Below are 14678 nucleotides of genomic sequence, written 5' to 3'. Positions count from 1 at the left end.
TTAAACTAATAAAACGGAGAGGCTATGGCTTTAGAAACTTTCGGAATTTTTGGGTTAGAAGTATGTTATCTTGGCATCTTGTATGTTGATTTAGCATAAAGGGTAACGAAGAGCCAAAACAATTTAGAAATTAGCATTAAAGCTTATCAAGCGGCTTTAATAGTTTATCAACCTAAAACATTCCCTGTGTATTGGGCAATGACGCAAATGAATATGGGAAATGTTTATGCCAAGAGAATTGAAGGGAAAAAAACTGAGAATATAGAAAAAGCGATTAATTCTTTTCAAGAAGCGTTAAAAATTTATACTCTAGATGCTTTTCCCTATGAATATGCAATGGTGCAACATAATATGAGTAATGTTTACATTGAAAGAATAAAAGGTGATAAAGCAGAAAATATAAAAACTGCTATTGATTGTTGTAAAAAAGCTTTAAAAGTGCGTACCTTCGAGGCTTTCCCTCGTGAATGGGCAAATACCCACATTCACTTAGTCAATGCTTACTTACAAACTACTAACTTAGAGATAATTGAGCAAAAGAAAAAAGAGAATATAGAAATAGCCATTGGTTATTGCGAAAACTCCTTAATCGTCTATAATATTGAAAGTTTTCCCAAGGAATGGGCAAAAGTACAAAATAATCTCGGTAATGTTTATTTACAAAGGATCAAAGGAGAAAAAGAAGAGAATGTAGAACAGTCGATTAATTATTTTCTGGAATCGTTAAGAGTCTATAAGATCAATACTTTTCCCAATGAATGGGCAAGAGGGCAATTTAATTTGGGTGGTGCTTATTTAGAGAGAATAAAAGAAAAAAAGAGAGAAAATTTAGAAAAGGCTATTTTTTATTTAAGAGAATCATTTAAAGTTTACAGTTATAATAATTTTCCCAATGAATGGGCAGACTCATATATTAATCTTGGAAAAGCATATTTTGAGAGAATTGAAGGCAAAAAAACAGACAATTTAGAAATTGCAATATTTTGTTTTTCAGAAGCATTAAAAGTTTACAATGTTGATAATTTTCCTGATCAGTTTGCAAAGATACAAAAAAATTTAGGGACAACTTATAGAAATAGAATCGAAGGAGATAAAGCCAAAAATTTAGAATTTGCTATTGATTGTTATCAACAGGCATTAAAGATTTATGACTTTAAGAATCTTCCTTTAAATTGGGCAGGTGTACAAGTGGATCTAGCCGAAGTTTACATTGACAGAATTGAAGAAAATAAAGCAGAGAATTTAGAAATCGCTATTGCCTGTTGTCAAGCATCATTACAAGTTGTTAACTCTGACAATTTCCCCATACACTGGGCAAAAACACAAAATACTTTGGGGAATGTTTATCAGGCAAGAATCAAAGGAGATAAAGCAGAGAATTTAGAAATCGCTATTACTTGTTTTGAAGCGGCATTAAAAATTTATACGATTGAAAGAGAAAGATTTGCTCAGAAATGGGCAATGAGTCAAATGAATCTCGGAAATGTTTACCATGATCGAATTAAAGGGAAAAAGGCAGAAAATCAAGAAAAGGCTATTGACTGTTTTAAAGCGTCATTAGAATTGGTGAAACCTGATGATTTTCCTCTAGAATTCGCCAAGCTACAAAATAATCTTGGTAGTGCTTACCATAACAGAATCAGCGAAGATAGAGAGCAGAATTTAGAAAACGCAATTACTTGTTACAAAGAAGCTTTGAAGGTTCATACTTTTGATGAATTTCCCTATGATTGGGCGTTGACACAACAGAATTTGGGAACTACTTACAATGAGAGAGTTAAAGAAGACAAAGCAGAGAATCTAGAAGTAGCGATCACCTGTTTTGAATCTGCTTTAAGAACCTTTACCAGGGAAAAGTTTCCTTATGAATGGGCTACAACACAATTTAACCTTGCTAATGCTTATGATCACAGAATGAAAGGGGATAAGGCTAAGAATTTAGAATTGGCGATCACTGCCAATGAAAATGCTTTAACTGTTCGGACTGTAGAAGCTTTACCTGAGGAATGTTTTAAGACTGCACATAACTTAGGATTTTACGGTTATAATGCCAAAAATTGGCAAATTGCTATCAAAGGGTTTGTCTTAGCGGTAAAAGCAGCAGAAACTATTCGTATTGAAGCGGTAACAGGCTATAGAAAACAAGAAATTCTCTCTGATGCCATACAATCCTATGGAGGTCTTGTTCTTACTTACCTTAGTCTTTACCATATTGAAAACAATCTTGAACACCTCAAAACTGCTCTAGAATATATCGAACGCAGTAAAGGGCGTAACCTGGTGGAATTAATCACCCAGAAAAATCTACACCCCCAAGGCGTTAGTCAACAAATTAAGGTTCAATTAGATGAATTAAAACAACGAGTTGTTAACGAGCAAATCCGCTTACAACATCAAAGCATTAACCAGAATTTAATGCGTAGTGATAACTTAACTCCCTACGTTCAAGATCATAGTTATCTGAAAGAATATCAACAAGACTTAGATAATTTTATTGCAAGAGAAATTAAAGATCCTCTCTTTAGCCTCACTCAAAAAGTTGAGCCGATCGCATTTACAGAGATTCAGGCTTTAACTGATGCCGAAACTTGTCTCCTGCAATGGTACATTACAGGGGAGAAAATAATCGCTTTTGTGGTGTCTGCTGAGGGAGAGGTTAAAGTTTGGCAATCTTCCGAAGATGATAAAAATCAATTCTTGGATACATTCAATAATTATCGACGACTTTACTACTCCGAAAATGGCAAGCAAGAATGGAAAAATCAACTGTCTAACCTCTTACAGACTTTTGCTGATATTCTGCATATTAATGATATTCTTGCCCTCATTCCCGATACTTGTCAACGCTTAATTATTATTCCCCATTTGTTTCTGCATATTCTCCCTATTCACGCCTTACCTGTTGATCCCCCCCAACCCCCCTTAAAAAGGGGGGAGTCGGCAACGGGGGGATCAGAATTACAAGATTTATTTCCCAAAGGCGTACAATATGCGCCTAGTTGTCAAATCTTGCAAAAAATCTCCCAAACTTTTCACCATTCCGACTTTAATAAACTGTTCGCTATTCAAAACCCCACTAAAGACTTATTTTACACCGACTTAGAAGTTAATATCCTCTCAACTTTCTTTACTGAACCTCAAGTTATCGCTAAAGATAACGCCACTAAAAACGCTGTTCTTCCCCATCTCAAATCCTCAGATAACCACTGTTATCACTTCTCCTGTCATGGAGGCTTTAACCCAGCTAATCCCCTTGAATCCGCCTTATTCTTAGCCAATAAAGAACCCCTAACATTAGGCGAAATCTTTGAACTGCGCTTGAATAAATGTCGCCTTGTCACCCTTTCTGCCTGCGAAACTGGCTTAATTGATTTAAACTCTATCAGCGATGAATATATCGGTTTACCCAGTGGTTTTCTGTTTGCAGGAAGTCCCAGTGTTGTCAGTAGTTTATGGACAGTTAATGACCTGTCAACCTCCTTCTTGATGATTAAATTATATGAGATTTTATTTGATGAGAATCAGCAAGTTTCTGTACCAGTTGCTTTAAAACAAGCTCAAAACTGGTTACAGAATTTAACCGTTAAAGAGGCTGAGAAAAATTTAGAAAGCCAAACCTTTCAACAAGCGTTAATTCAACTACAAAAAACCCTTTCAAAAAAAGAGTTATTTGAATTAGAAGATGCGATCGCAGTGAGGCAAACTAAATGGAAAACAATGTCTCCAGAGGACAAACCCTTCAATAATCCTTTTTATTGGGCTGCATTTATCGCTTCAGGTGTTTAAATCAGGATTATTTAACTTTCTGGATTCGACTTGTCCGTATTACAAAACTCAGCTAAGGAAACTTTAACAATATAACCAGCGCAAGGAGTAGCAACTGCCACTAAAACTGGATTACCTGCCGTTATTAATGCACCAATTATACCCCCAATTAAATCAGGAGCTAAACCTTCCTTAAACTTTGCATCACAAACCACCTGACGCGCTTGCTTTAACGCAGATTCCCAAGTGATTCCCGCTCTCACATCTTCAATGTCGGCTCGACGCGCTAAGATACGAGCAGCTTGTTCTAGATCCCCTTCACAACGCTCAATCACATCAATATCTCCTAATGCTTTAGAATCTTCTGCCAATTCAGCGCGAAACTGGGCAATTTCTTCAGGAGTAACTTTAGTTGATTCAATATCCATAGGTTATTCTTATTTACAGACAATACTAATTGTATAGTTTCTATTTTGCTATCTATCGATAGTTTTTCATAGAAAGTGTTAATCTAACTGGTTACTGATAACTGAAAAGGTTCTTAATTCCCTACCATTGTGATAATTGCTGTCATTTAAACCACGACAAAATTAACTAATTTGCCCGGGACAACAATCACTTTTTTGATTTCCTTACCCTCTAAATAACGTTGGGCGATTTCTGATTCCAGGGCGAGGGTTTCTAGGGTGCTTTTATCGGCACTAGCGGGAACTTGTATCGTGCCTCTGGTTTTTCCCAAAATTTGGATGACAAGGGTAATCTCGTCCACAATCAGGGCAGTGAGATCAACTTTTGGCCAGGGTTGCAGGTGAATTGATTGGCTATGGCCTAAAGCTTGCCATAATTCCTCGCTCAGATGGGGAGCAAAAAGGGAAAGTAAGATTAATAGGGTTTCGATTCCTTCCCGATAAATGGGGGATTCAAAACACTTATTATCCCCTAAAGCGTTACTGAGTTTCATCAATTCGGAAATGGCGGTATTAAATTGATAATCTCCTTCTAAATCCTCGGAGATTTCTTTAATAGCGGTGTGAATTGCCCGTCTTAAATCTTTGTCAGTTTTCGAGAAAGTTTCTATTTTTTTGACTTGCTTGGGTTTATTTTCAATATATTCGCTGACTAAACGCCACACCCGATTAAGAAAGCGAAATTGTCCTTCTACCCCCGCATCTTCCCACTGTAAATCTTTTTCTGGGGGTGCGGTAAAAAGTATAAACATTCGGGCAGTATCGGCCCCATATTTTTCGAGAACTTTCAGAGGATCAACGCCGTTATATTTCGACTTAGACATTTTTTCAAAGAAGAAAGATAGAACTTCTCCCGTGTCTTTATCGCAATATTTATCCTCTTTATAGATAACATTTTCCGCGGGGACATATTTGCCAGTTTCGGGATTTTTGTAGGTTAATCCCTGTACCATTCCCTGGGTTAATAGACGGTTAAAAGGTTCATCGACATTAACTAAACCTCGGTCTCTTAAAACTTTGGTAAAGAAACGAGAATAGAGTAAATGTAGGATAGCGTGTTCGATTCCTCCGACGTATTGATCCACGGGCATCCAATCATTAACCTTCTCAAATTGAAAGGGTATATCTTCATTTTTAGCATCGGTATAACGGAGGAAATACCAACTAGAATCGATGAAAGTATCCATGGTGTCCGTTTCCCGTTTTGCGGGAGTTCCACAGCGAGGACAATCCACATTTACCCAGTCTTCTAACTTAGCTAAAGGAGAAGCACCTCGACCGCTAAATTCGACATTTTCCGGTAAAGTAACGGGTAAATTATCGATAGGTACTGGTACGGTTCCACAGTTAGGACAGTGGATAACTGGAATCGGACAACCCCAATATCTTTGACGGGAAATTAACCAATCCCGGAGGCGATATTGTATTCTAGCTTTGCCGTAACCTTGGGCAGTGGCATAATCAATAATAGCGGTTTTTCCTTCTTGGGAATTCAGTCCATTAAATTGAGCGGAATTAATCATAATTCCCGCTTCTGTGTAGGCTTCTTTTAACTCGATTTCGCCACTTTCTGGAGTAATAACTATCTTAATTGGTAGGTTATTTTCCTGAGCGAATTTAAAATCGCGACTGTCGTGAGCCGGGACTCCCATTACTGCACCAGTACCGTATTCGTAGAGGACATAATCAGCAATTAAAATCGGAATTTCTTCACCGGTAAAAGGATTAATTGCCAGTCCTCCGGTTTTAATACCGCGTTTGGGTTTATCTTCGGCAGTTCTTTCTAATTCGCTTTCGCTGGCTATCTCTTGAATAAAAGTTTCTACGGCCGATTTTTGTTCGGGAGTGGTAACTTGTAAAGTTAAGGGATGTTCGGGAGCAAGTACCACATAAGTGACTCCATAAACCGTATCGGGACGAGTGGTAAAAACGGCAATTTTTTCTGTGGAGTTAACAAGAGGAAATTCTAAATAAGCACCTACCGATTTACCAATCCAGTTGGCCTGCATGGTTTTAACCCGTTCTGGCCAACCGGTAAGTTTATCTAAATCAGTGAGTAATTGTTCGGCATAATCGGTGATTTTTAGGAACCATTGCCGGAGTAATTTTCTTTCTACTTTAGCACCCGATCGCCAAGATTTTCCTTCACTATCTACCTGTTCATTGGCCAAGACAGTTTGATCGATAGGATCCCAATTCACTGCCGCTTCTTTTTGGTAGGCTAATCCTGATTCAAAAAACTGTAAAAATAGCCATTGGGTCCAACGATAATATTCCGGGGAACAGGTGGCAACTTCTCTTTCCCAATCGATAGATAATCCTAACTGTTGTAATTGCCGTTTCATCTGGGCAATATTTTGGTCTGTCCATTTTGCCGGAGGAACTCCCCTTTCAATGGCGGCATTTTCTGCCGGTAATCCAAAAGCATCCCACCCCATGGGATGCAGCACGCGATAACCCTGCATTCTTTTCAGACGGGCAATCACATCGGTGATAGTATAGTTGCGAACGTGACCCATGTGCAGGTTGCCCGATGGATAGGGGAACATGGAGAGGGCGTAAAATTTCGGTTTATCGGCGTTTTCTGGGGTTTTGTCCAATCCCATTTGCTGCCAAATCTTCTGCCATTTCTGTTCGATTTCTGCGGGGTTGTACGGCACTGGGGTCTTTTCTCCTGAGTTGTATCTATCCCTCCCATTTTACCGCAGCCGGCTGGGGGCGATTGCCAGTCTTGGGGCTATCCACCCTGCCAAAAACCCTCTGGGTTTTAGTGGTTAATTTGCACGGGGAATATTAAACCTCTTGCATAATTAACTTTTGAGGGTTCAAAAACGTCAAAAATAAGGATTAAATCGCATAAAATCTGTAAATAGACCATTTAACTGATTATTATTTCATTCTTAATTCTCCTGACTACTGACTACTGGCTACTGACTAGAAAATAGAAGCTGAAATAACGCCAATTCGTCGATCATACTAAATCCGTTGAGTATAAGCTACATATCAGGAGAGGTACTCCTGCAAGTGGAGTGACTCTTAAATTATTACAGATGTGTCAGCAGCTGCGTGTAAGCATCCCACCGAAAAACTAATGCGCTCCGGGGTTTGGGGGCGGCGCCACGCCCCCAACGGGGGGTTTGGGGGGTAGAACCCCCCAAAAGCTTGGATTGAGCGATAAAGTCGGAAGTAATACTAAATCCCTTGAGTCTAGGCTACATATCAGGAGAGGCACTCATGCAAAAGGGGGAATAAATAATCCGTTTTTAATAACCAGATTTAGGATCAGAATATTTTCATGTTTGGCGGTGTAACTTGTTGCATCAGGACTGACTCCTAACCCTAACAACAATTTTTGATTTTTACAAGAGGTTAACAGCCGTTCGACTTCACCCAATAGTTACTTGACTGGTATCGACGCCGGTTGCCCCATGGACTTTACTGGCGATCGCAACCATTTTATTTAAAGTCGCCTGATGGGAAACCCTGCCTTTTAGTACAACTTTACTGCCAGTTTGAGCGACCCACAATTTGTCCTCATCAGCTAAATCCGGTGTCTCGTCAAAAGCTAAAACTACTCGTTTAGCTAGGCCGCTTTCGTCGTATTTTCCATCTAATCCGACTCTTTCGGGGGGAATACCGGCAGCAGCGGCTTTCCCCGCGATCGCACTAGCGGCATCGGCCGGTTTATCTAAGCCAAAAATTCTTTTTAACCAATCCATTGCTAACACTCCTGATTGAGTTCTAAAACCCCAATTTCTTTAAGAGGGATTTGGTGGAAACGATGTGTCGATCTAATCCTAAACGATCGGGACTGACTCCCACCGCTAAAGCGACTAATTGGGAAAAATGCAACACAGGTAAACCTAAACTTCGACCGATCACTTTTGCCACTTCCGGTTGTCGGGAATCAAGATTAAGATGGCATAAAGGACAAGGGGTGACTAAACAATCGGCCCCCGCTGCCATGGCCTCTAAAATGTGTTTTCCTGCCATTTGGAAGGATTGGGTGGTGGCATAACTGGACAGGGGCCAACCACAGCATTGAGTGCGTCCTTGATAATAAATCGGATTGGCCCCCACGGTCCGAAAGACATTTTCTAGGGATTCCGGCTGAAAAGGATTATCGTAGGGGAGAGTATCCTGGGCCCGCAGGAGATAACAACCATAAAAACTGGCACAATTTAAGCCTGATAAGGGACGAACCACCTTGGCCGCCAGATTATCTAAGCCATAATCGCCCACAATTGCCCAGAGTAGGTGCTTAACCGTCGTCGTACCTTGGTAGGGGGAACAATGTTCTTTCTGTAAATAATTATTAACTTCCTCAACATAATTGGGATTATTATGCTTTGCTTCCTTCAAGCGCTCATCCACATGACCGATCACTCCTTGACAGGTGCTACAGTGAGTCAACAGGGGTAAATTGAGGGCTTCCGCTAGGGCAATATTGCGCGCGTTGACGGCATCTTCCAACAGTTGCGAATCTTCCTTATAGGTTCCCGAACCACAACAGGCAGCTTTTTTGAGTTCGACTAAATTAATCCCCAAAGCTTCCGTCAGGGCTGCCGTGGATAAATATAGTTCCCGACAGGCACCTTGGGCGACACAACCGGGAAAATAAGCATACTGGAGATTTTTGACTGTCATGGATTCTAGGAAATTACTACTCATTACCTATCTACCATCTTGGCCCCCTTCCCCTCTGTCATCACTAAAGTCATGGAATTTCTTAATAGACAGCCTTTTGTGAGCTGCTCCCAACAAGTGTATGCTAGTTTGCCCCCCGAAATAATATCCCAAAAGTAGGAGAGCCATCTCAACAGTATAATGCCTCTCCTTGAGAAAAATTGTTGTTTTGAGGAGTCGGTTGTACCAATGGCAATCTGTCCGGTCAAGAGGTGATTTACCGGTAGAATTGAGAGTGCAGCCGAGAAATTACGGCCAGAAACCCTATTTTGTCTGCTTACGCCGCTTGAGGGAGGGTGATGACAGCATCAAAGTCAGCACGGCTAGGGAAAATCGAGAGAACCCGGTCTAGTTGGGTTAATTCAAAGATAATCTTGACTGAAGGTGGAATAGAACAGATATTGAAAGATTTTTCTTGACTTTGGGCCAGACGAAAGGCGGTAACTAAAGCCATTAATCCAGCGCTGTCGAGGAATTCCACCCTACTCATATCCACGAGAAAAGTGATAGAGCGACTCCGGTTAACCAGATTGGTGAGCTGCTCTTGAAATTCTAGGACGTTAGCGGCGGTAATATAGCCGTTTGGCTCAAATAGAGCAATTTCTGGGACTTTTACAGGACTTTTCATGGCTGGGCTTTGAAATTCATAAATGAACCTTTTAACTGGAGATCAGATACCGCTATTATGTCCTAACTTTCTGATTTTGTAACCTTCGTCTTGATATATTTTCCCTCTCCTGAAAAGATTAATCTTTTCTTAATTTTTCCCCTGTAGGAAGGGGCCACTTTTAGGTTAACCTTATGATCCAGGCAGTAAAGAGAAACAGTCATCAAGGCTTATTAGGGCGAATGCCAGGGGAAAGTCGTTAGGTTTAAGCTCTAATCCCGAATAACTGATGATGACCCTGCATTATACTGGTATTTTTGCTAAAATAAAGTAAAGCAGGATACGGAAATTAGATTTATTGAACTACAGTAAGGAAATTGTGGATACCCAGCCGACTATCCGCCAATTAGTGGAACAAGCCCTATATTATCGTCAAATCACGCCAGAAATCGAAAACGGAATTAATGAACTCCTCGCTCGTCTTGGCTACGTTTCCGATGTGGATTACGAGGCCCTAGAGTTACTCATGGATGAAATGGACGAGGGCCGGATTAATCTCGTTCCGCGTCGGTAACTTCAGTTATCAGTTATCAGTTATCAGTTATCAGTTATCAGTGGTGAGTTTTCAGTTCACTGATGGCCTTTCGGTTCCTGTTATGCAATGGACGGGGTTATAAGGGATGAAACCATTATATAGAAAGACATTTAGCGATCACCCGATCGAACCGAACCTAGGCGTTGGGTTTCATGCTTCAACCCAACCTACGTTCTTCAGTTATCAGTTATCAGTTATCAGTTATCAGTTATCAGTTATCAGTGGTGAGTTATCAGTGGTGAGTTATCAGTGGTGAGTTTTCAGTTCACTCCGGACCTAGTAACGAAGAACCTGACTGATTACTGATGACTGAACAATCCCCCAAAACCCAATTTCCCCAAATTTCCCCAAATTAATATAATTGACTTCAGACCCTCTCCTAATCTGATTTTTTCGATGATTCCTTTAACTCTTAATCTCTTGCAAGGTTCCGTTACTTTTCGTTTCAGTCCCAGTGCTGCTCTGGATTTGCAAAGGGAAATTAATATTTTACTCGATCGCCTGAAAGCGATCGCCAGTAATGCCTCTAGTGGGGGTAAACCCCAACCCCAAAAACCGCTGGAATATCAGCACACTGGTGATGTGTTTCTGGAAGTGTTTTGTAATCCCAATATTTATCCGAGTCCTTTTTCGGCTAAAGTTTTGTTAACGGTTCGTGACGATCGCCTACGCTTAACCACAGAAGCAGAATTAACCCGTGTAATCGAGGATTTAGAGCGTTATATCGACCAAAATAGTTAGAATCGGGGGATTTTTGGGGTTTCGACCTTTCCTTGTCGTCCCACCTCTCCCCATCTGATTATTCTTCTCTAGCTTGCCATGTTACCGACCGATTTATTGATTTCCCGTCAAAATGGCGAGACAATTATTCCCAAACGCTTACCGATCGCTCCTGATTATCTGATGATCGCTCAAGAACAAATCACCTGTTTTCAGGAAAGTATCGGTCAAACTAAGGGAGAATTAAGCCAAAAACTCCTAATCTTGGAGGGAGACAGTCCCGATTATAAAATTAAACGGGGATTTGCTCACCTATTAACCAATCATTTTGCCACCTTTGAGATTATTAGTCCCTTAGAACCGCAGGAATTAAGAAAAAGAGTTTTTGAACAAGCGGCTAACTTTGTTCCTATTCCCCAAAATCGATCGCTAATTCTTCAAACAATTGCCCAGCAACTCAGCCAAGAATTAAATCAAGAAATTTTTCCAGTAGCTCTAGAAAAAGGACTCTATGCTGATTTAGCAGAGAATAAAATTCTCACTCAATTTGATGCTCCCACCCCCGAAAACTTAATTCATCGTTTTAACCTCTCGCAAATTCAAGGTATTTTTTATCGGGCCAGTTATTTAATCATCAACGTCCACCGCAACGATCCGGGGGAATATAAATATCTCTTTCGCTATCTAAAACTATTTCGTTTAATGACTTATATCGAAGGGGATGCCGACACGGGATTTACTATTACTATCGATGGTCCCACCAGTTTATTTAAAGCTAACAGTCGTTATGGCATTGAAATCGCTAAATTAATTCCTGCCTTACTCCATGTTACTCACTGGAATCTGAAGGCACAATTACAGTACAAGGATTCCTATACAGGAACTATTAAAAAACAACAGTTTAATTTAGAGGATAACTGTGGTCTGGTGTCCCACTATTCCCCAGGTAAACCCTACGATAGTATGTTAGAGGAATCTTTCGCTAAACGTTGGTTACAGTTAAAAACTGAATGGCAACTAGAAAGGGAAGTGGATTTAGTGCCTTTACCCGGAGGAGTGATGATTCCCGATTTCCGTTTAGTGCATCCCGATGGTCGCGTTTTTCTCCTCGAAATTGTTGGTTATTGGCGACCAGAATACCTACAAAAGAAATTTTTACAGGTTAAATCGGCCCAAGCAAGTAATCTAATTTTAGCCGTATCGGAACGGTTAAATCTAGAAAAAGCTGGAGTTAAATTTCAAAATCTACCCGCCCAGGTTATCTGGTTTAAAGATAAATTATCACCCCAAGCAGTGTTAGAAGTTTTAAGTTAAAGGTTTAGGAAGCTAAAAGCGGAAGTATGGTTTGATACTCCCGCTTTGGTTTAATCACACTAGGTTAACTCTTTCGCTTAAGACCGGACAATGAGTACTACATCATTGAGCAATGGTAGGATTGATGGACACTTTCACCACTTTATTTTTTTCTTCTTCCGCTTTCGGGAGAGTGAGATTGAGAATGCCATCTTTGTATTCAGCAGTCACGTTATTGTTATCAACCCGAACCGGTAGAGGAATAACCCGATGGAATTTACCATAACGGAACTCAGTGCGGGTAAATCCTTCTTCTTCGGTTTTAATTTCCGATTTTCTTTCACCATTAATGGTCAGACTATCGGCTGTTACTTCCACGTTGAGGTCTTTGGCTTCCATACCAGGTATTTCCAGTTTAAGCTGAACTGCCTCTGGCGTTTCGGTAATTTCCGCCGCTGGGATGAAGGACAACCCCATTTTTTCGCCATTGCCTACATCAGTCGGCACAAGACGGTCAAACAAGCGATTCATTTCTTTCTGTAGGCTTTCTACTTCTCTGAAAGGTTCCCAACGTATAAGTGCCATATAAGTCACCTCCGAAGTTTTCTTGACGCTAGAGATGTTGGTTTATCTCTACACTTTTAGGATAGATAAAAGATTCCCTGACTGGGGTAGGGTTTTCGGTATTGAGTTTTTCCAGATTCCCGTACTATCTCCTATACTAGGGTCTGCTGAAAAAGTTTTTCCTGGTGGCAGGGTGTGGGGTGCGGGGTGTGGGGTGTTTTCTCAGTGAACTGATAACTGATAACTGATAACTGATAACTGATAACTGATAACTGATAACTGATAACTGACTCCACCAAGAGACTTTTTTAGTGGCTCTTCGTTACTTGTTATGGTTCGATCTTAATTGATTAGTTCGCTCTAGATAAAAAACAATTGACAAAAATAGCTAAATGCCTTTCTATATAAGGGTTCCATCCCTTATAACCCCCCTCCATTGCATAACACAAACCGAAGAGCCTTTTTAGTAAACCCTAATTATCTACTGATGAATAATTAAACTTTCTAAACTGGTTTGTAAATCTTGGGTTAATTGTGCTACGGCCGAGCGTCGATCGCTTTTATAATCAGCATAGCGCTCGGATACGGAAATAGGTTTACCAATAGTTATTATCGCTTTTTGTTGACCAATTTGGGGACGAAAAAAGGGATTACCTCCCTTAATTCTTGTCACTAAATCCCAGAGTAATAAAATTGTCTCGGCAAATCTTTCTACGGTGGGTTTTTCTTTGACATAATAACCGGTTACTGACACGAAACTTTCGACAATTCTCATGTGCCACATTTTTAAATTAGCTTCATCGGCCAGGCGATCAGCTAATCCTAATTCAAGGGGAGAAATAGAATGAGTGGGTTTTAATTCTTGGCGATAAATACGTTCCCATCCTGCTTGTTCCAAACGACGACAGCGATCGATTACATTACCATTAGGAGAAACATTAAAATACTTTTCTACGGTTTGTAGGGCCACATCTAATAAATTGGCTAAACGTTTTGCTAGGGTTTCGTTTGGATCATCGCCATTGGCAGGTACTACAGGCAAAGATTGATAGTAGAAATCTCGATAAAAATCCTCCATTAAGGATAATAATCTTTCTCCTAACCGAAAAAGACGCTCGTATAAAACCTTTTCTTTTAGGGATGAATTCGGGGTGGGTTCTAAACCGCTATCGTTTTCTAAATTAGTTAAAATTTGCTCGATTTCTTGCCACACTGGAGTCAGATAAAAATACTGAATACCAATAGGTAAAATAATTAATTCTTGCTGTTGTTTAGCTTTTTTGACATCATCCACCCCCCAAAAAGCTAATTGAGAAATACCCGGTTCAATTGCGCTAACAAGCTCATTATGTCCGTTAGTTGCTCCTTCCGGAGCGGCGGCTAAAGGATAATCTCCTTCTAATAATAAACGACGAGCCGAACGCAATCCGATTAAATCAGCTTTTCCCCGTTGAATTGGTGTGCCACCTAACTTAGAATATAACCATCCTACCCTTTCTCCAGCCCATAAAGGAATCCCTCGATCGTACATAAAATGAGCGTGAATTGGCTTGTTTAATTTTATTCCTAACTCTTGGGCTTTTTTGGGTACTAATTTCCACAAAAGATAGGCCATACAGTAGGGATCGTTAATACTGGGATGACGGAAAGCAAGCAGTAAACGGACTTTTTTCTCTTGACTTTTTTGATAAAATGTGATTAAAGTTTCTAGATTAGCGGCGGAAATTTCCCTTAAGTTGGTTTGAGTTTGTAACCAGAGAGGTAAAAAGATTTGACATCCCTTTAAAAGCAAGGAATTAAGGTCAGGGGGGATAAATTCGAGGGGGGGTTGCGCGCCCAAAGATAGATTAGACATATAAGTATAAGTAGGGTCTGCTGAAAAAGTTTTTCCTAGGGGCAGGGTGTAGGGTGTGGGGTGTGGGGTGTGGGGTTTTACCCATTTTCATCGGGTAAATTACCTAATTTTCAGGGAAAAAGTCCA

General features: G+C 40.3%; 11 protein-coding genes. 4 read left to right on the top strand and 7 right to left on the bottom strand.

The annotated features are described in order from the left end of the window. Window positions 1-207 precede the first annotated feature (207 nt). A complete protein-coding gene (locus tag EWV68_RS19495; protein WP_353737395.1) occupies window positions 208-3786 on the top strand; it encodes a CHAT domain-containing protein in 3579 nt (1192 codons plus the stop codon). A gap of 11 nt (window positions 3787-3797) precedes the next feature. Here the strand turns inward: EWV68_RS19495 and EWV68_RS19490 are convergent, their stop codons facing one another. The 5 genes from EWV68_RS19490 to EWV68_RS19470 form a co-directional block, all read right to left on the bottom strand. Continuing rightward, entirely contained in the window at window positions 3798-4193 is a 396-nt protein-coding gene (locus EWV68_RS19490) for a hypothetical protein (RefSeq protein WP_287170770.1), read from the bottom strand. 146 nt (window positions 4194-4339) lie between these two features. After that, window positions 4340-6892 carry a leucine--tRNA ligase gene (gene leuS, locus EWV68_RS19485; RefSeq protein ID WP_287170769.1) on the bottom strand — a complete coding sequence of 851 codons (2553 nt, stop codon included), beginning with the start codon at window positions 6890-6892 and terminating at the stop codon, window positions 4340-4342. A gap of 726 nt (window positions 6893-7618) precedes the next feature. After that, on the bottom strand, window positions 7619-7951 hold the full coding sequence (locus tag EWV68_RS19480) for a BON domain-containing protein (RefSeq protein WP_287170768.1): 333 nt from the start codon (window positions 7949-7951) through the stop codon (window positions 7619-7621). A gap of 22 nt (window positions 7952-7973) precedes the next feature. Then, a complete protein-coding gene (locus EWV68_RS19475) occupies window positions 7974-8903 on the bottom strand; it encodes a CoB--CoM heterodisulfide reductase iron-sulfur subunit B family protein (RefSeq protein ID WP_287170767.1) in 930 nt (309 codons plus the stop codon). Window positions 8904-9195: 292 nt separating this feature from the next. Then, window positions 9196-9546, bottom strand: a complete 351-nt coding sequence (locus tag EWV68_RS19470) for an STAS domain-containing protein (RefSeq protein WP_061430784.1) — start codon at window positions 9544-9546, stop codon at window positions 9196-9198. A 358-nt stretch (window positions 9547-9904) separates the two neighbouring features. Between EWV68_RS19470 and EWV68_RS19465 the strand changes: the two genes are divergently transcribed. The 3 genes from EWV68_RS19465 (at window position 9905) to EWV68_RS19455 (ending at window position 12154) form a co-directional block, all read left to right on the top strand. Continuing rightward, window positions 9905-10099, top strand: a complete 195-nt coding sequence (locus tag EWV68_RS19465) for a hypothetical protein (RefSeq protein ID WP_002761266.1) — start codon at window positions 9905-9907, stop codon at window positions 10097-10099. Between the two features lie 417 nt (window positions 10100-10516). After that, the gene (locus EWV68_RS19460; protein ID WP_002761264.1) at window positions 10517-10861 is read left to right on the top strand and encodes a hypothetical protein; all 345 of its coding nucleotides are present in this window, start codon (window positions 10517-10519) and stop codon (window positions 10859-10861) included. 78 nt (window positions 10862-10939) lie between these two features. After that, a complete protein-coding gene (locus tag EWV68_RS19455) occupies window positions 10940-12154 on the top strand; it encodes a DUF790 family protein (RefSeq protein ID WP_012267145.1) in 1215 nt (404 codons plus the stop codon). A gap of 102 nt (window positions 12155-12256) precedes the next feature. Here the strand turns inward: EWV68_RS19455 and EWV68_RS19450 are convergent, their stop codons facing one another. Both EWV68_RS19450 and EWV68_RS19445 read right to left on the bottom strand, forming a co-directional pair. Then, window positions 12257-12718 (bottom strand): Hsp20/alpha crystallin family protein, encoded by a 462-nt coding sequence (locus EWV68_RS19450; RefSeq protein ID WP_193960797.1) that lies wholly within the window; start codon window positions 12716-12718, stop codon window positions 12257-12259. Between the two features lie 460 nt (window positions 12719-13178). After that, a complete protein-coding gene (locus EWV68_RS19445) occupies window positions 13179-14552 on the bottom strand; it encodes a 1-acyl-sn-glycerol-3-phosphate acyltransferase (RefSeq protein ID WP_287170766.1) in 1374 nt (457 codons plus the stop codon). Between the last annotated feature and the right edge of the window lie 126 nt (window positions 14553-14678).

Source organism: Microcystis sp. M_QC_C_20170808_M9Col (assembly GCF_007095495.1).
GTDB lineage: Bacteria > Cyanobacteriota > Cyanobacteriia > Cyanobacteriales > Microcystaceae > Microcystis > Microcystis aeruginosa.
The sequence above is the reverse complement of the archived record's forward strand: the minus strand, read 5'-3'. Positions and strand labels throughout refer to the sequence as shown.

Bases quoted from the DNA above. Each gene is read 5' to 3' on its own strand.
- EWV68_RS19460 (WP_002761264.1), top strand. From the start codon at position 10,517: ATGATTCCTTTAACTCTTAATCTCTTGCAAGGTTCCGTTACTTTTCGT.
- EWV68_RS19455 (WP_012267145.1), top strand. From the start codon at position 10,940: ATGTTACCGACCGATTTATTGATTTCCCGTCAAAATGGCGAGACAATT.
- EWV68_RS19490 (WP_287170770.1), bottom strand. From the start codon at position 4,193: ATGGATATTGAATCAACTAAAGTTACTCCTGAAGAAATTGCCCAGTTT.
- EWV68_RS19445 (WP_287170766.1), bottom strand. From the start codon at position 14,552: ATGTCTAATCTATCTTTGGGCGCGCAACCCCCCCTCGAATTTATCCCC.
- EWV68_RS19480 (WP_287170768.1), bottom strand. From the start codon at position 7,951: ATGGATTGGTTAAAAAGAATTTTTGGCTTAGATAAACCGGCCGATGCC.
- EWV68_RS19470 (WP_061430784.1), bottom strand. From the start codon at position 9,546: ATGAAAAGTCCTGTAAAAGTCCCAGAAATTGCTCTATTTGAGCCAAAC.
- EWV68_RS19495 (WP_353737395.1), top strand. From the start codon at position 208: ATGAATATGGGAAATGTTTATGCCAAGAGAATTGAAGGGAAAAAAACT.
- EWV68_RS19475 (WP_287170767.1), bottom strand. From the start codon at position 8,903: ATGAGTAGTAATTTCCTAGAATCCATGACAGTCAAAAATCTCCAGTAT.
- EWV68_RS19450 (WP_193960797.1), bottom strand. From the start codon at position 12,718: ATGGCACTTATACGTTGGGAACCTTTCAGAGAAGTAGAAAGCCTACAG.